The following is an 18,013-nucleotide window of genomic DNA, read 5'->3' as shown; positions in this document are numbered from 1 at the left end:
TAGATGGAAATCACTCTCTCCAAGAGTCTGCTGATCGCTGTGGTGCTTGCACCGCTGGTCGGCAGCATCATCGCCGGCCTGTTCGGGCGCCAGGTGGGCCGCAAGGGCGCGCAGTACGTCACCATCCTCGGTGTGGCGGTCAGCTGCGTGTTGTCGTGCCTGACGCTGTATCAGCTGGTGGAGCAGGGCGCCAGCCCGTTCAACCAGAATCTCTACACCTTCTTCGATGTCGGTAATTATTCGGCGCATGTCGGCTTCATGGTCGACCGCCTGACCGCGATGATGATGGTGGTGGTGACCTTCGTGTCGCTATTGGTGCACATCTACACCATCGGCTACATGGAAGAAGATCCGGGCTACCAGCGCTTCTTCAGCTACATCTCGCTGTTTACCTTCGCCATGCTCACGCTGGTGATGAGCAACAACTTCCTGCAGCTGTTCTTCGGCTGGGAAGCGGTGGGCCTGGTGTCTTACCTGCTGATCGGTTTCTGGTTCAAGCGCCCGACCGCGGTGTTCGCCAACATGAAGGCGTTCCTGGTCAACCGCGTCGGCGACTTCGGCTTCATCCTGGGCATTGCTGGCGTGTTGCTGTGGTTCGGCTCGCTGGATTACTCCACCGTGTTCGCCAACGCGACCACCATGGCCAATGCCAAGGTGCAGCTGTTCGCCGGCCACGAATGGAGCGTGATGACGCTGATCTGCATCTGCCTGTTCATTGGCGCGATGGGCAAGTCGGCGCAGGTGCCGTTGCACGTGTGGCTGCCGGACTCGATGGAAGGACCGACGCCGATCTCGGCGCTGATCCATGCTGCGACGATGGTGACTGCCGGCATCTTCATGGTCGCGCGCATGTCCCCGCTGTTCGAGCTGTCGGAAACCGCGTTGAACTTCATCCTGTTCATCGGTGCGACCACGGCCTTCTTCACCGGCCTGATCGGCATCGTGCAGAACGACATCAAGCGTGTGGTTGCGTATTCCACGCTGTCGCAGCTGGGCTACATGACCGTTGCACTGGGCGTGTCGGCATATTCGGCGGCGGTGTTCCATCTGATGACGCACGCCTTCTTCAAGGCGCTGCTGTTCCTGGCTGCCGGCTCGGTCATCATCGGCATGCACCATGAGCAGGACATGCGCAAGATGGGAGGCCTGCGCAAGTACATGAAGGTGACGTACTGGACCAGCGTGATCGGCACCCTGGCGCTGGTGGGTACGCCGTTCTTCTCCGGCTTCTACTCCAAGGACACCATCATCGAGGCAGCCGCACACCATGCGCACGAATCGCATAGCTGGATCGCGACGTATGGCTACTGGGCAGTGCTCGGCGGCGTGCTGGTCACCAGCTTCTACAGCTTCCGCCTGCTGTTCCTGACCTTCCACGGCAAGGAGCGTTTCCGCGATGCCCATGCGCACGACACGCATGCACATCACGACAGCGCGCACACCGATGCCGAAGCGCAGGTCCACGCGCACGACGTACATGCACACGATACGCACGGCCACGACGACCACGGCCATGGTCATCACGGTGCCCACGAACCGCACGAATCGAAGTGGGTGGTGACGCTGCCATTGATCCTGTTGGCGATTCCGTCGGTGGCGATCGGCTTCTTCACCATTGGTCCGATGCTGTTCGGCACCGATTGGCAGGGTCACCATGCGGCGCACGCGCTCAAGGGCCAGGCCGTCTCGTTCTTCACCGGCATCGTCGACTTCTACGACCCGGCACGCGACACCGTCGGTGCGCTGGCTGAAGAATTCCACGGTCCGGTTGCGTTCGCGTTGCACGGCATGACCGCTGCACCTTTCTTCCTGACGGTCGCAGGTTTGCTGCTGGCCGCGCTGTTCTACCTGTGGAAGCCCGACCTGGCCACCAAATCGCGCAAGGCATTCGCGCCGATCGTGTGGTTGCTGGAAAACAAATACGGCTTCGACAAGCTGTGGATCAATGGCTTCGCCGGTGGTGGCGTTGTCCTTGGCAAGGCGTCACGCGCAATCGACACCCATGTGGTCGACGGCGTGGTCGTCAATGGTTCTGCCCGACTGATCGACCTGGCTGCAAATCTGCTGCGTCGCACGCAATCCGGTTTCCTCTATCACTACGCCTTCGCAATGATCATCGGTTTGATCGCCTTGTTGGCGGTACTGATGCATTTCTGGCGTTGACCTGTACGGAATAAGAAAACGTGTCGAACTGGCCTTTACTGTCTATCTTGATCTGGCTGCCGATTATCGGCGGCGCCCTGATCCTTGCGTTACGCAACGCCGAAACCGCCCGGTGGGCATCGTTGGCGGTGGCGGTGGCGACCTTTGCGCTGAGTCTGCCGCTGCTGGGCTACGACACCGCCAATGACGCCCTGCAGTTCATCGAACTGCACGCATGGATCCCGGCCTACAACATCGGCTACAACCTGGGCGTGGATGGCATCGCGGTCGCGTTGATCGTGCTGACCACGCTGGTGACGGTGCTGGCCCTGATCGGTGCCTGGCGCTCGATCGACAAGCGCGTCAATCAATACGTCGCCGCCTTCCTGATCCTGGAAGGCGTCACGGTCGGCATCTTTGCCGCCACCGACGCGATGTTGTTCTACGTGTTCTTCGAAGCCATGCTGATCCCGATGTTCCTGATCATCGGTGTCTGGGGCGGTCCGCGGCGCATCTACGCGGCGATGAAGTTCTTCCTGTACACCTTCCTCGGCTCGGTGCTGATGCTGGTCGGCCTGGTGTATCTGTATCTGAAGGGTGGCAGCTTCCAGCTGGCAGACCTGTATGCGCTGCAGCTCACCGCCAAGGAACAGACCTGGATCTTCTTCGCGTTCCTGATCGCGTTTGCGGTCAAGGTGCCGATGTTCCCGGTGCACACCTGGTTGCCGGATGCCCACGTCGAGGCGCCGACCGCCGGTTCGGTGATCCTGGCGGCGATCGCGCTGAAGATCGGCGGCTACGGTTTCCTGCGTTTCAATCTGCCGATCGTGCCGGACGCCAGCCACGAGTTCGCCTGGCTGGTCATCGCGCTGTCGCTGATCGCGGTGGTCTATGTCGGCCTGGTGGCGCTGGTGCAGGAAGACATGAAGAAGCTGGTGGCGTATTCGTCCATCGCGCACATGGGCTTCGTCACGCTCGGTACGTTCATCGCCTTCACCCTGGTGCGCGAGTACGGCAGCACCGACGCTGCGCGCCTCGGCCTGCAGGGTGCGATGGTGCAGATGATTTCGCACGGCTTCGTGTCCGGTGCGATGTTCTCCTGCATCGGCGTGCTCTACGACCGCATGCACACCCGTCGCATCGCCGACTACGGCGGCGTGGTAAACGTGATGCCGTGGTTCGCCACCTTCGCCATGCTGTTCTTCATGGCCAATGCCGGCCTGCCTGGCACCAGCGGCTTCGTTGGCGAATTCATGGTGATCCTGGCCAGCTTCCAGAAGCATCCCTTGGTTGCCTTCGCTGCGGCGACCACGCTGGTGATCACCGCCGCTTACACGCTGTGGCTCTACAAGCGCGTGTTCTTCGGTGAAGTGGCCAACGCACACGTGGCCGAGCTGAAGGACATCAATGGCCGTGAAGCATTCGTCCTGGGGGTGTTCGCTGCCGGCGTGCTGGCCCTGGGCCTGTATCCGAAGCCGCTGACCGATCTGATGGAACCATCGATCGCCAAGCTGGCTACCCAGATTGCCGCGACCAAGCTTTGACCGCTTGCCGTACGTTTTGATTTTCAGGATTTGATGATGACCACGCCAACGCTCGCGCCGTTGACCACCGCTGACTTGGCTCCGCTCGTACCGGAGCTGGTGCTGATCGGCGGCGCCTTCGCACTGCTGATGCTCGACCTGTTCGTGAGCCAGCGGAACAAGGTCTGGACCCACCTGTTCTCCGTTGCCGTCCTTGCCGTGGTGCTGGTGTTGCTGGCGACCGGCACGGGCGGGCAGGGCGACATCTTCAGCGGCATGTTCGTTCGCGACACTGCGGCCGATGTCATGAAGACCGTGATCGTGCTGGTCAGCGGGCTGAGCCTGGTCTATGGCTGGACCTACCTGCGCGAGCGCAATCTCTACCAGGGCGAAATTCCGGTGTTGGTGCTGTTCGCCACTGCGGGCATGATGCTGCTGGCGTCGGCCGGTAGCCTGCTGATGGTCTATCTGGGTCTTGAGCTGCTTGCGCTGTGCTCCTACGCGTTGGTCGCATCCAACCGCGACAATGGTCTGGCCACCGAAGCGGCAATGAAGTATTTCGTGCTCGGTTCGCTGGCATCGGGTCTGCTGCTGTACGGCATGTCGCTGGTGTACGGCGCGACCGGCACCCTCAGCCTGGCCGGCATCCACGATGCGATCGAGGGCTCCAAGGAGCGCACGCTGTTGCTGACCGGCACCATCTTCATGATCGCCGGTGTTGCCTTCAAGCTGGGCGCTGCGCCGTTCCACATGTGGCTGCCCGACGTGTACCAGGGCGCGCCCGCGCCAATCGCGCTGTTCATCAGTTCGGCGCCCAAGCTCGCGGCATTCGGTATGGCGTATCGCCTGCTGGAAGTCGGCATGGGGCCGCTGTCGCCACAGTGGCATCTGCTGATCGGCGGTCTGTCGGCACTGTCGTTGGTGGTGGGCAACCTGATGGCCATTGCGCAGAGCAATCTAAAGCGCATGCTCGCGTACTCGACCGTTTCGCACATCGGCTTCCTGCTGATGGGCGTTGCCGGCGGTGGCGAAGAAGGCTATGCGGCGGCAATGTTCTACGCGGTCAGCTACACCATCATGTCCACCGCGTCGTTCGGCGCCATCATCGCGCTGTCGCGCAATGGGTTCGAGGCGGAGAACATCGACGACTTCAAGGGACTCAATGCGCGTAACCCGTGGATGGCAGGGCTGGTGCTGTGCATCATGGCCTCGCTTGCAGGCATCCCGCCGTTCCTTGGCTTCTGGACCAAGCTGGCAGTGCTGGGTGCGGCGGTGAAGGGCGACATGTTGTGGCTGGCGCTGGTCGGCGTGATTTGCGCTGTGATCGGTGCGTACTACTACCTGCGTGTCATCAAGGTCATGTACTTCGACGAGCCGGTGGGCGAGCCTTTGCCGGCCAACAACGACCGCGTGCTGGGCGCCGTGCTTGGCGTCAATGCGCTGGCCTTGCTGGCCCTTGGCCTGGCCTGGAGCCCGATCATGGTGTGGTGCCAGCGCGCGTTCGCTGGCCTTGCTTAAGTAAAGGCAGACCGGTCCTAGGTCTGGCGGTGCTCCACGCCACGTGTGCGGCACTGGACTAAAATAAAGCTGCATTTACTATTTCGTTTTTGTTGCATTGCGGTTATCATTCGCCGCGACGTTGAACAGCCGCCACGCTGTTCAACAGATGAAAAACTAGGGCTTGCAATTGCCGCTCAAGTTCTTCATAATTCCGCTTCTGCTGCGGGGTGGAGCAGTCTGGCAGCTCGTCGGGCTCATAACCCGAAGGTCGCAGGTTCAAATCCTGCCCCCGCTACCAAGTTTCGAATTGTTGCTTTATCGCAGTAATTCAACTTCTTGGATCGTAAGGACGCATGTTCCCGTCTTTACGCCGACCCTGAGAGGTCGGGCTTTTTTCACGCAAGGGGCCCATCGGGCCCCTTGTTTTTTCCGGAACCGGAAAGTTTGCTGCCGGTTGCCGGGGTTCTACTGGCAATCATCTGATCAGGGCAGTCTGTGAGCGAAAAAGCGACCGAAATCGCGAATCTGCTGAGTCCAACGGTTGAGTCCCTGGGCTTGGAACTGCTGGGCGTGGAATATCTTCCTGCCCCAGGTGGCGCCACATTGCGCCTGTACATCGATGTGCCGCTGGCCGAGCAGCCCGAGCGTGTCATCAACGTCGACGACTGCGAGCGTGTGAGCCGTGAAGTGTCGGCCCAGCTCGATGTCGAAGACCCGATCAGCGGCAACTACACCCTGGAAGTCTCTTCGCCGGGTGTGGACCGTCCGCTGTTCACGCTGGAACAGTTCGCGCGCCATGCCGGCGAATCCGCAAAGATCGTATTGAAGCTGGCCCAGGACGGTCGGCGCCGCTTCCAGGGCCCGATCCTGCGCATCGATGCCGAGGCCGGCGCCGTAGTGTTTGCGGTCGATGGCAAAGACGTGCAGATCGCCTTCGACAATATCGACAAGGCGCGCATTCTGCCCGACTGGGTCGCGTTGGGCCTGGCACCGCAGAAACCGAATAAGCCCGGCCCGAAAAAACCCGGGCACGAGAAGAAGAAACCATCCAATGAGTCGGCGGCTGGCAAGCCGCGCGCGGAGTGACGAAATGAGCAAGGAACTTTTGCTGGTAGTGGATGCGGTCGCCAACGAGAAAGGCGTGCCGCGCGAAGTGATCTTCGATGCGATCGAGGCCGCGCTGGCTTCCGCAGCGAAGAAGCGCTATCCCGACCAGGACGTGCTGGCACGCGTCACCATCGATCACAAGGACGGTAACTACGAAACCTACCGTCGTTGGGAAGTGGTGGCCGACGATGTAGTGATGGAATCGCCGGACCGCCAGGTGCGTCTGATGGATGCCATCGAGGAAGCCGACGGCGTGGATGTGGGCGACTACATCGAAGAACAGATTGAAAACCCCGACTTCGGTCGTATCGCCGCGCAGGCCGCCAAGCAGGTGATCGTGCAGCGTGTGCGCGAGGCCGAGCGTCAGCAGGTGGTGGATGCGTGGAACGATCGCGTGGGCGAGCTGATCACCGGTGTGGTCAAGCGCGCAGAGCGCGGCAACATCTTTGTGGACCTGGGCGGCAATGCCGAAGCCTTCATTCCGAAGGACAAGGGCATTCCGCGCGACGTGTTGCGCCCGGGCGACCGCGTGCGCGGTTATCTGGCCGAAGTGCGTTCCGAGCCGCGTGGCCCGCAGCTGTTCATCAGCCGCGCCGCGCCGGAATTCATGATCGAACTGTTCAAGCTCGAAGTGCCGGAAGTGGGCCAGGGCCTGGTCGAGATCAAGGCCTGCGCACGCGATCCGGGCGACCGTGCCAAGATTGCGGTGATTGCACACGACACCCGCACCGATCCCATCGGCGCGTGCATCGGCATGCGCGGTTCACGCGTGCAGGCGGTGTCCAACGAGCTCAATGGCGAGCGCGTGGATATCGTGTTGTGGAACGAGAACCCGGCCAATTTCGTGATCAATGCGATGGCGCCGGCCGAAGTGCAGTCGATCATCGTCGATGAAGACAAGCACTCGATGGATCTGGCCGTGGCAGAAGACCGCCTGGCCCAGGCGATCGGCAAGGGCGGCCAGAACGTGCGTCTGGCCAGCCGCCTGACCGGGTGGCAGCTCAACGTGATGACCGCCGACCAGGTGGCCGCCAAGTCCGAGGCCGAGCAGGCAGCAGCGCGCCAGCTGTTCATGGATCGCCTGGAAGTGGACGAAGAAATTTCCGCAATCCTGGTGTCCGAAGGCTTCAGCACGGTCGAAGAAATCGCCTACGTGCCGGTCGGCGAGTTGCTGGCGGTGGAAGGCTTCGACGAAGACATCGTCGAAGAACTGCGCGCCCGTGCCCGCGATGCGTTGCTCAACGCCGCGCTGGCCGAAGAAGAAGGCCTGGAAGGAACTCAGCCCACCGAGGACCTGCTGGCGCTGGAGGGGATGGACGAGGAGACGGCCTTTGCTCTGGCCGAGCACGGCGTGCGCACCAGCGAGGACTTGTCGGACCTGGCCGCGGACGAGATCGTCGACTTCGGCATCGAGGGTCTGACCCAGGAGCGCGCCGCCGCGCTGATCCTGGCAGCCCGCGCCGAGGAGATCGCCCGTTTGGAGCGCGGCGAATGAGCCGGCAATGAACCGCGCCCTGACCCCATCAGGGCTTAGAATCAGCGCTTCCCTTGCTCTGGGCGAGGGGGCGCCAACCAGATCATAGGATCCGAATGTCGCAGCAAACCACCATCCGCAAGCTTGCCGAACTGGTCAATACGCCGGTCGATAAACTGCTGGTTCAACTGGCCGAGGCCGGAATGAAGTTCAGCGGTCCCGACCAGGTCGTGACCAGCACCGAGAAGATGAAACTGCTTGGCTTCCTGCGTCGCACGCATGGCAAGGCCGACACGCCCGCCGAAGCGGCGAGCGAAGCAGCCAAGAAGATCACACTCAATCGGCGCAAGCTGCAGGAAGTGACGGTCAGTGCCGGTCGCACCAAAACCACGGTCAACGTGGAAGTGCGGCAGAAGCGCACCTACGTGAAATCCGAAAACGAGGGCAGCGGCCGCGCCGCGCCGATGACGCCGGACGAGGAGCGCGCAGACATCCTGGCCAAGCTCGCCGCCTCGCGTCAGCGCAATCTCGACGAGCAGCAGGCGCTGGCTGAAAGCGACCGCGTGCGCGACGAAGCGATTCAACGCAAGCGCGAAGAAGAGCAGGCTGCCAAGGATCGTGCAGAAGCCGAGCGCAAGGCTGCCGAGGAAGCCGCTGCGGCTGCCAGTGCGCCGGCCCCGGTGGCTGCCGCGCCGACGCCGTCTGCAGCAGCGCCTGCTGCACGCGCGCCGTCGTCACCCTCCGCGCCGCGTCCGTCCCGTCCGGCAGGCGCATCGCCGGCCTCGCGTCCGGCAACGCCGGCACGTCCGGACGACCGTAACAACAATGCCGCCAAGCACAAGACGCGCGGTTCGCACGTCATGGTCGCCGGTGTCGAAGACGACGATGCGACCAAGCGCTTCGCCGGGCAGTTGCATCTGTCCGCGGCCGATCGCGCGCGTCGTTCCAATGTGCGTGGCAAGCCGACCGGTCGTCCCGGTTCGTCGTCCTCGCGCCGTGGCAACGACAACGGCCGTGGCAATCAGGCCAACAGCGGGCCGCACGGGTTCGAACGTCCTACCGCGCCAGTGGTGCGTGAAGTGGCGATCGGCGAGACCATTACCGTTGCAGACCTGGCGCAGAAGCTCGCGCTCAAGGGCGGCGACGTGGTCAAGGCGCTGTTCAAGATGGGCGTCATGGCGACCATCACCCAGAGCATCGATCACGACACCGCCTCGCTGGTGACCGAAGAACTCGGCCACAAGGCTGTGCGTGCCGACAATGCCGACTTCGAGGACGCGCTGCTGGCGCATGCCGAAGACGCGCAGGGCGACACCACCTCGCGTCCGCCGGTGGTCACCATCATGGGTCACGTCGATCACGGCAAGACCTCGCTGCTGGATTACATCCGTCGCACCAAGATCGCTTCGGGTGAAGCCGGCGGCATCACCCAGCACATCGGTGCCTACCACGTCGAAACCAACCGCGGCGTCATCAGCTTCCTGGATACGCCCGGCCATGCCGCGTTTACCTCGATGCGTGCCCGCGGCGCCAAGATCACCGACATCGTGGTGCTGGTCGTTGCAGCAGACGATGGGGTGATGCCGCAGACCAAGGAAGCGGTGGCGCATGCCAAGGCGGCAGGCGTTCCGTTGATCGTGGCAGTCAACAAGATCGACAAGGCCGGCGCGGATCCGCTGCGGGTCAAGAACGAGCTGCTGGCCGAAAACGTGGTGGCCGAAGACTTCGGTGGCGACACCCAGTTCATCGAAGTGTCGGCCAAGCTCGGTACCGGTGTGGACACGCTGCTGGATGCGATTTCGCTGCAGGCCGAAGTGCTGGAACTCAAGGCAGTGGCCGATGGCCGCGCCAGCGGTACCGTCATCGAATCCTCGCTGGACAAGGGCCGCGGCCCGGTCGCGACGGTGCTGGTGCAGCAGGGTGCGCTGAAGCGTGGCGACTACCTGGTGTGCGGCATTCAGTACGGCCGCGTGCGTGCGCTGTTCGACGAAACCGGCCATCAGCCGGCCTCGGCGGGCCCGTCGATTCCGGTGCAGGTGCTTGGCTTGTCCGGCGTGCCGGAAGCCGGCGACGACTTCGTGGTCGTCGACGACGAGCGTCTGGCCAAGGACGTGGCGCAGCAGCGCGAAACCAAGCGCCGCGAGTCGCGTCTGGTCGCCTCGGCCAGCAACCGCATGGAAGACATCCTGGCCCAGATGGGCAAGGGTGATGGTCAGCAGGTGTTGAACCTGGTGATCAAGGCCGACGTGCAGGGTTCGGTGGAAGCGCTCAAGCAGTCGCTGGTGGCGTTGTCCAACGACGACATCCGCATCAACGTGATCCACTCCGGCGTGGGCGGCATTACCGAATCCGATGCGAATTCGGCGGCGGCTTCCAAGGCCACGATCATCGGCTTCAACGTGCGTGCAGATGCTTCGGCGCGCAAGATCGTCGAGTCCAACGGTATCGATCTGCGTTACTTCTCGATTATCTATGACGTGATCGACCAGGTGAAGCAGGTGGCGTCCGGTCTGCTCGGTGTGGAAATCCGCGAAGAGATCATCGGTATTGCGCAGGTTCGCGATGTGTTCCGCAGCTCCAAGTTCGGCGCGGTCGCAGGCTGCATGATCATCGAAGGTGTGGTGAAGCGCAGCAAGCCGATCCGCGTGCTCCGCGACAGCGTCGTGGTGTTCGAGGGCGAGCTGGAATCGCTGCGTCGCTTCAAGGAAAACGTCGACGAAGTGCGCAACGGTACCGAATGCGGTATCGGCGTGAAGGCCTACAACGACGTCAAGGCCGGCGACCAGATCGAGTGCTTCGAGCGTATCGAAGTCGCCCGCACGCTGTAACGAAGACGGGACCCGGGACCGGGGACCGGGAACCCGGGAGAAGCGAAAGCGAAGGCGCTTGCTCTTCCGGGTTCCCGGTCTCCGGTTCCGGGTCCTGAACCAAAAGGTTCCAGGCCATGCCAACCAAATCATTCCATCGCACCGACCGCGTCGCTGCGCAGGTGCGTCGCGACCTCGGCACGATTGTGCACGCGGCCGTGCGCGACCACGGCTTGCCGTCGGTCAGCGTTTCCGATGTCGAAATCACTCGGGACCTGGCGCATGCCAAGGTGTTCGTCACCGCGCTGCAACAGGAACGCTCGGTCGAAGCGGTCAAGGGGCTCAAGGAAATCGCCGGGCAGCTGCGCACGCAGTTGGCACGCGCGATGAAGCTGCGTCATGTGCCCGAGCTGCACTTCCATTACGACGATTCGGTCGATCGCGGCGAGCGCATCGACAACCTGCTGCGTGACCTGGACGACATTGGCCCCGAGGCCGCATCCAGCGACGAAGATGCCGAACAGCGCTAAGCGCTGTGACGGCCTGCCGCCTCTGCTGCGGCCCTGATTCCCGCGGGCGCCCACGGCGCCCGATTCGAGCACCGATCTTTTGAAACCCCGCATCGTCTATCGCCCGTTGCACGGCATCCTGTTGCTGGACAAGCCGGCCGGGCTCAGTTCCAACACTGCGTTGCAGGCCGCGCGCCGGTTATTGCGTGCGGAAAAGGGCGGCCACACCGGCAGCCTGGACCCGCTGGCCACCGGCTTGCTGCCGTTGTGCCTGGGCGAGGCGACCAAGATTGCCGGCTTGCTGCTTGGTTCGGCCAAGGCGTACGACGCCGAGGTGGTACTGGGCGTCACCACCGATACCGACGACGCCGATGGCGAGCCGCTGCGCGAGCGTGTGGTGCCTGCGCTGAGCGAAGACGCATTGCGCGCGGCCTTGGCTTCGTTTATCGGTCGCATTCAACAGCAGGCGCCGATCTATTCCGCGCTCAAGCAGGGCGGTGAGCCGCTGTATGCCAAGGCCCGGCGTGGCGAGGTGATCGAGGCGCCGGTGCGCGAGGTCGATGTGCAGGCGATCGAGGTGCTCGGTTACAACGCGCCGCGTCTGCAACTGCGGGTGACCTGCGGCTCGGGCACCTATATCCGTAGCCTGGCGCGCGATCTGGGCGAGGTGCTGGGTTGCGGCGCGCACATCGCATCGCTGCGCCGGCTGTGGGTGGAGCCGTTTCGCGCTCCGCAGATGATCACACTGGAGGCACTGTCGGCAGCGCTGGACGCGGGCACCGAGCCGCGGGATCTATTGCTGCCGATCGAAGCCGGCCTGGTCGATTTTGCGCGGATTGTGCTCGATCAGACCCATGCGGCCCGTTTCCGCATGGGGCAACGCTTGCGCGATGCTGCGTTTCCGGTGGGCCAGGTGGCCGTGTTCGGACCCGACGGAAGCCCTTCGGGCCTGGGCCTGGTGGATGCGGACGGGCGCCTGTCGCCGCAGCGGTTGTTCAATGGTCTGAACGAAAGTTTGGGCCGTTAAGATTTTGTCAACTTGTTCCCTGGGCCGCGCGACGGTACAATTTCGCGGCCCCGATCGGGGCACCTCAGCGCCAAGCGCGCTCATCCTGAGCAAACGGCGAGTCCGGCGGTGCGTCACGCACGTTCCTGTCGACCACGCATCTATCGAGAAAACATCATGTCTGTCGACACCCAGAAAGTTATTGAAGACAACAAGCGCAGCGCCCAGGACACCGGTTCGCCGGAAGTGCAGGTCGCTCTGCTGACCGCGCGCATCGAGCTGCTGACCGGTCACTTCAAGACCCACAAGAAGGATCACCACAGCCGTCGTGGCCTGCTGCAGATGGTCAACCGTCGCCGCAGCCTGCTCGACTACCTGAAGAAGAAGGACAACGATCGTTACAAGTCCTTGATCGAGAAGCTCGGCCTGCGCCGCTAATCGAGTCCTACCGCCGCGGCGCAGCGATGCGCCGCGGTTTTGTTTTTGGTCAATCGCACTACGTTACTGGCAACACGCATTCTTGGGCCGGAGCCTCCCGGCCGCCCGTTCTCGGCATGGGTCGACGACGGTCCAACGCAGACAGCAACACCTAAGGGAAAAAACCTCCGTGGCAAAAATCACCAAAACCTTCCAGTACGGCAAGCACACCGTCACTCTTGAGACGGGCGAAATCGCTCGCCAGGCAGGCGGCGCCGTCATCGTCAAGTTCGACGACACCGTACTGCTGGTCACCGCCGTCGCCGCCAAGAGCGCGCGCGAAGGGCAGGACTTCTTCCCCCTGACGGTCGATTATCAGGAGAAGTTCTATGCCGGCGGCCGCATCCCGGGCGGCTTCTTCAAGCGCGAAGGACGCGCGACCGAGAAGGAAACGTTGATCTCGCGCCTGATCGATCGCCCGATCCGTCCGCTGTTCCCGGAGGACTACAAGAACGAAGTGCAGATCATCGCCACCGTGATGTCGATGAACCCGGACATCGACGGCGATATCGCCGCGCTGATCGGTGCATCGGCCGCGCTGTCGCTGGCCGGCACCCCGTTCAACGGCCCGATCGCTGCGGCGAAGGTCGGTTACAAGAATGGCGAATACATCCTCAACCCGACCGTGACCGAGCTGAAGGATTCGCAGCTGGAGCTGGTCGTGGCCGGTACCGCAAATGCGGTGCTGATGGTCGAGTCCGAAGCCGAGCTGCTGTCGGAAGAAGTGATGCTGGGCGCAGTGACGTTCGGCCATCGCGAGATGCAGAAGGTCATCAATATCATCAACGAGCTGACCGTCGAAGCCGGCACCAAGCCGTCCGATTGGGTGGCCCCGGCGAAGAACGAGGGCATGATCGCCGCGCTGAAGGAAGCGGTGGGCGAGCAGCTCGCGTCGGCTTTCCAGGTGCGTGACAAGCTGCAGCGCCGCGATGCGATTTCGGCCATCAAGAAGGACGTGCTGGGTTCGCTGGCGCCGCGTGCCACGATCGAAGGCTGGGCTTCCGGTGATCTGGCCAAGGAATTCGGCGAGCTGGAATACCAGACCATGCGTGGCTCGGTGCTGAGCACCAAGGTGCGTATCGACGGCCGTGCACTGGATACCGTGCGCCCGATCAGCGCCAAGGCCGGCGTGTTGCCGCGTACCCACGGCTCGGCACTGTTCACCCGTGGCGAAACGCAGGCGATCGTGATCACCACGCTCGGCACCGCACGCGACGGTCAGGTCATCGACGCCGTCTCGGGCGAGTACAAAGAGAACTTCCTGTTCCACTACAACTTCCCTCCGTACTCGGTGGGCGAGTGTGGTCGTTTCGGTGCGCCGAAGCGCCGCGAAATCGGCCACGGCCGTCTGGCCAAGCGCGGCGTGCTCGCCGTGATGCCGAGTCTGGAAGAATTCCCGTACACCATCCGCGTGGTCTCGGAAATCACCGAATCGAACGGTTCCTCGTCGATGGCATCGGTCTGCGGCAGCTCGTTGGCGCTGATGGATGCCGGTGTGCCGATCAAGGCGCCGGTCGCAGGTATCGCGATGGGTCTGGTGAAGGAAGGCAACGACTTTGTCGTGCTCTCCGACATCCTGGGTGACGAAGATCACCTCGGCGACATGGACTTCAAGGTGGCCGGTACCGCCGAAGGCGTGTCCGCGCTGCAGATGGATATCAAGATCGAAGGCATCACCGAAGAGATCATGAAGCAGGCATTGCAGCAGGCCAAGGCCGGCCGTCTGCACATCCTGGGCGAGATGGCGCATGCCCTGACCACCCCGCGTCAGGAACTGAGCGACTACGCGCCGCGCCTGCTGACCATTAAGATCCACCCGGACAAGATCCGCGAAGTGATCGGCAAGGGTGGCTCGACCATCCAGGCGATCACCAAGGAAACCGGTACGCAGATCGACATCCAGGACGACGGCACGATCATCATCGCCTCGGTCAACGCGATCGCCGCGCAAGCTGCCAAGTCGCGTATCGAGCAGATCACCTCGGACGTGGAGCCGGGCCGCATCTACGAAGGCAAGGTCGCCAAGATCATGGACTTCGGCGCGTTCGTCACCATCCTGCCGGGCAAGGATGGCCTGGTGCACGTCTCGCAGATTTCCAGCGAGCGCGTGGAGAAGGTCGGCGACAAGCTGAAGGAAGGCGATCTGGTGCGCGTCAAGGTGCTGGAAGTGGACAAGCAGGGCCGTATCCGTCTGTCGATCAAGGCAGTGGAAGAAGGCGAGGGCGTGCCGGCTTCGGCCGAGTAATCGCTGCTGGCTGATGCATCACGCGTGACGCGTGATGCATGACGAAAGAGCGGGCTTCGGCCCGCTTTTTTGTTGTGCGCTTGATTCCTTCTCCCTGCGGGAAAAGGTGCCCCAAAGGGGCGGATGAGGGTACGTGCAAAGCCTTGTGATGTTCGAAATGTAAGTGGCTTCGCCTGCATCCTCACCCCACCCATCTCCTGCAGGTGAAGGGCTTTGATTCCTGTTCATCTCGGAAGAAGGTGGCGCGCAGCGCCGGATGAAGCTGCGTGCAAAGCCACATGGAGTGGGAGCGAAAAAGGGCTTCGCCCCGTACCCTCACCCCAACCCCTCCCGCAGGAGAGGGGCTTTGATTCCTTCTCCCTGCGGGAGAAGGTGCCCCAAAGGGGTGGATGAGGGTACGTGCAAAGCCTTGTGATGTTCGAAATGTAAGTGGTCGCCCCTGAAAAACCCCCAAACCACATCCATTGCAGGGCGTCCCCCGCATTTTCGGCGTGCTGGAACTGCCAGTTTTCGTTACTGTACGCGCTGGTTTCTGGCAGTTTTCGCCCATGCGTACACGCCGTCCTGCCGCCGAGCAGTTGCCTGCCGATGAGTTGTTTCGTTCGCGTCTGGAAAACCAGATCGACCTGCGCCATCCACTGGTTCAGCTGAGCCATCGGCTGCCGTGGAGTGCGTTGGAGCAGGCGCTATTGCCGCGATTGCCGGCCACAACTGCCAGCGGCGGACGGCCCGGCCTGCCGATGCGTCTGATCGCCGGGCTGCTCTACCTCAAGCACGCCTACGACCTGTCCGACGAGGCCGTATGCGCGCGCTGGCTGGAAAATCCGTACTGGCAGTTCTTCACCGGCGAGGTGGTATTCCAGACCTGCTTGCCGTGCGATCCCAGTTCCCTGACACGTTGGCGACAGCGTCTGGGCGAAGCGGGCATGGAAGAGCTATTGGCGCACACGATCAACACCGCGCATGCGATGAAGGCGGTGGATGCACGCGAGTTGTCGCGGGTGATCGTGGACACCACCGTGCAGGAAAAGGCGATCGCCCATCCCACCGACAGCCGGCTGCTGGAGGTGGCGCGCAAGAAGCTGGTGCTGCTGGCCAAGCGCCACGGCATCGCACTACGACAGACCTATGCGCGGCAAGGCCCGGTCTTGAGCCGCAAGGCCGGGCGCTATGCGCATGCGCGCCAGTTCAAGCGCATGCACAAGGTGCTGCGACGCCAACGCACGCTCCTGGGACGCGTATTACGCGATCTGCAACGCAAGCTGGACCCCTTGGTGCGTGAGCGCATCAGTGTCTGGCTGGAACGCGCACAACGGGTGTTGACACAACGCCCCAAGGACAAGCAAAAGCTCTACGCCCTGCATGCGCCGGAAGTGGAATGCATGAGCAAGGGCAAGGCGAGGACACCTTACGAATTTGGCGTCAAGGTCGGCATTGCGGTGAGTGCGCGCAAAGGCTTGATCGTGGGCGCGCGCAGTTTTCCCGGCAATCCTTACGACGGCGATACGTTGGCCGAGCAGCTGGAGCAGACGCGTGGGTTGCTGCAGGATGTGAATGTGACCCCGCAGGTAGCGATCGTGGACCTGGGGTATCGCGGACGTGAGGTAGATGGCGTGCAGATCCTGCATCGCGGCAAGGCCAAGACGCTGACACGACGGCAATGGAGCTGGATCAAACGCCGGCAAGCGGTGGAGCCGGTGATTGGACATCTGAAACAGGACTGCCGCTTGAATCGCTGCTATCTAAAGGGTGCCCAAGGCGATGCACTACACGTGCTCGGCTGCGCCGCCGGCTACAACCTGCGCTGGCTGATGCGCTGGATCGCCTTTTTGCGTGCCTGGTTGCAGGCGATGGCAGGGGCATCCTTGAGCCTGGTGCACCGGTCGCCGCTGACCTTTGGTGCTTGAAGGGGATTTTTCAGGGGCGACTAAGTGGCTTCGCCTGCATCCTCACCCCACCCATCTCCTGCAGGTGAAGGGCTTTGATTCCTGCTCATCTCGGAAGAAGGGGGCGCGCAGCGCCGGATGAAGCTGCGTGCAAAGCCACATGGAGTGGGAGCGAAAAAGGGCTTCGCCCCGTACCCTCACCCCAACCCCTCTCCCGCTGGAGAGGGGCTTTGAACCCGGCTTTACTCAGGCTGCTGTTGCTGCGTCGGCGCAGGTTGCGTTTCCGGGCGCGGCGGCACGACGCGTGGAAAGCCTGGCGGCATCGTTTGTTCTGCGGGCGTGGTGCCGGGTGCCGGCAGCGGCGCCGTCGGTGGCGGTGCGACCATTGCCGCATCAGGCCGCAGTTTCAGCAGTGCGGCCCAATCGCGACGATTGAAATCGCAGAGTTCTTCGTGTGCCGGCGTGCATTCGCTTGCAATGCCCAGGCTGTCTTCGTTCTGATCCTGATTGCTATCCGATTGCGGCGTCGGCAATACCACGCGGCCGGCGCGATCCAACGGCATCTTGCGCATCATCACCGTATTGAATACGTTGCCGCCGATCAGATACAGCGTGCGATCGCCACCGACGTTGGCGGCCACCACCACATCGCAGTGCGATTGCCACGGCATCGGTGCGCTGCCACCCAGCGTAGCCTTCAGACCCGCGTAGCCCAGCGCCACGCTGCGGCCGCGCAGCAGACACAGCATGTCACCGGGCGCGGGTTTTTCGACTGCCGGATCGGTGAACTGGTAAGGGCCGGTGGCGCCGTCGTTGTAGGCGCTGCGGATGTAATCCAGATGGCGTGCGGAGCGATGAAAACCGCTCAGCCCGGACTGTGTCATCACCCAGGAAATGAAAGCGGCCGACCACGGGTTGTCGATCAGAAATGCGCGGCAGTCGCTGGTGGTGTAGCGGGTTCCATCCAGTGCCGCGCAGCTCGATGCACCGGGGCGGCCGCCCATCGAGGCAAGTGTGCCGCTGTCGCGCCAATAGCCTGCAACGCGCTGCCAGGCCACCACACCGTGATCGGCGAGATAACCCGACTCGGCTTCGGTCACGCCCAGGCTGGCAAGACGGCCCTTGGCATCGATAAACGGGTGCTGCCACAAACGGTGCTCGTTGCAGGCACTGCGCACGATGGCGATCGCGGCGGGACTGGTGCCGAACCGCGGCGGCATATCGCAGACTTCTGCAGCTGCTGCGCTGCTTCCCCATCCTGCCAACAATAGGCAGAGCCACGGCCAAGGTTTTACGGTCATCGCAGGTCCTGCACAGAACAATCGCAGCAGGCTGAC

General features: G+C 62.8%; 12 protein-coding genes and 1 tRNA gene. 12 read left to right on the top strand and 1 reads right to left on the bottom strand.

The genetic code is table 11. The features are described 5' to 3' along the window. Positions 1-3: 3 nt before the first annotated feature. The 12 genes from nuoL to M3O59_RS12830 all read left to right on the top strand — a co-directional run bounded on the left by nuoL (position 4) and on the right by M3O59_RS12830 (position 16,697). On the top strand, positions 4-2,163 hold the full coding sequence (gene nuoL / locus M3O59_RS12885; protein ID WP_116906568.1) for an NADH-quinone oxidoreductase subunit L: 2,160 nt from the start codon (positions 4-6) through the stop codon (positions 2,161-2,163). A gap of 20 nt (positions 2,164-2,183) precedes the next feature. Continuing rightward, positions 2,184-3,686, top strand: coding sequence for an NADH-quinone oxidoreductase subunit M (locus M3O59_RS12880; protein WP_064633850.1), 1,503 nt, complete (start codon positions 2,184-2,186; stop codon positions 3,684-3,686). A gap of 36 nt (positions 3,687-3,722) precedes the next feature. Further along, positions 3,723-5,183 (top strand): NADH-quinone oxidoreductase subunit NuoN, encoded by a 1,461-nt coding sequence (gene nuoN, locus M3O59_RS12875; protein WP_116906572.1) that lies wholly within the window; start codon positions 3,723-3,725, stop codon positions 5,181-5,183. Positions 5,184-5,386: 203 nt separating this feature from the next. After that, positions 5,387-5,463, top strand: a tRNA-Met gene (locus M3O59_RS12870). Between the two features lie 197 nt (positions 5,464-5,660). Continuing rightward, a complete protein-coding gene (gene rimP / locus M3O59_RS12865; RefSeq protein ID WP_064633853.1) occupies positions 5,661-6,251 on the top strand; it encodes a ribosome maturation factor RimP in 591 nt (196 codons plus the stop codon). 4 nt (positions 6,252-6,255) lie between these two features. After that, a complete protein-coding gene (gene nusA / locus M3O59_RS12860; RefSeq protein WP_064633856.1) occupies positions 6,256-7,767 on the top strand; it encodes a transcription termination factor NusA in 1,512 nt (503 codons plus the stop codon). A 95-nt stretch (positions 7,768-7,862) separates the two neighbouring features. After that, positions 7,863-10,574, top strand: coding sequence for a translation initiation factor IF-2 (infB, locus tag M3O59_RS12855; RefSeq protein ID WP_181920639.1), 2,712 nt, complete (start codon positions 7,863-7,865; stop codon positions 10,572-10,574). A 116-nt stretch (positions 10,575-10,690) separates the two neighbouring features. Next, entirely contained in the window at positions 10,691-11,083 is a 393-nt protein-coding gene (gene rbfA, locus M3O59_RS12850) for a 30S ribosome-binding factor RbfA (RefSeq protein ID WP_116906570.1), read from the top strand. A 79-nt stretch (positions 11,084-11,162) separates the two neighbouring features. Then, positions 11,163-12,089 (top strand): tRNA pseudouridine(55) synthase TruB, encoded by a 927-nt coding sequence (truB, locus tag M3O59_RS12845; protein WP_116906571.1) that lies wholly within the window; start codon positions 11,163-11,165, stop codon positions 12,087-12,089. Positions 12,090-12,245: 156 nt separating this feature from the next. Beyond that, complete coding sequence (rpsO, locus tag M3O59_RS12840) at positions 12,246-12,506, top strand: 30S ribosomal protein S15 (protein WP_005991399.1); 261 nt, start codon at positions 12,246-12,248, stop codon at positions 12,504-12,506. A gap of 169 nt (positions 12,507-12,675) precedes the next feature. Beyond that, positions 12,676-14,790 carry a polyribonucleotide nucleotidyltransferase gene (gene pnp / locus M3O59_RS12835; protein WP_064633861.1) on the top strand — a complete coding sequence of 705 codons (2,115 nt, stop codon included), beginning with the start codon at positions 12,676-12,678 and terminating at the stop codon, positions 14,788-14,790. 548 nt (positions 14,791-15,338) lie between these two features. Beyond that, entirely contained in the window at positions 15,339-16,697 is a 1,359-nt protein-coding gene (locus M3O59_RS12830; RefSeq protein ID WP_249061114.1) for an IS5 family transposase, read from the top strand. 221 nt (positions 16,698-16,918) lie between these two features. Here M3O59_RS12830 and M3O59_RS12825 read toward each other — a convergent pair whose 3' ends face one another. After that, positions 16,919-17,977, bottom strand: a complete 1,059-nt coding sequence (locus M3O59_RS12825; protein ID WP_116906735.1) for a DUF2272 domain-containing protein — start codon at positions 17,975-17,977, stop codon at positions 16,919-16,921. Positions 17,978-18,013 lie beyond the last annotated feature (36 nt).

Source organism: Xanthomonas nasturtii (assembly GCF_023337365.3).
Taxonomy (GTDB): domain Bacteria; phylum Pseudomonadota; class Gammaproteobacteria; order Xanthomonadales; family Xanthomonadaceae; genus Xanthomonas; species Xanthomonas nasturtii.
Note: the sequence above shows the minus strand (reverse complement) of the source record. Positions and strands in the feature narration are given on the sequence as shown.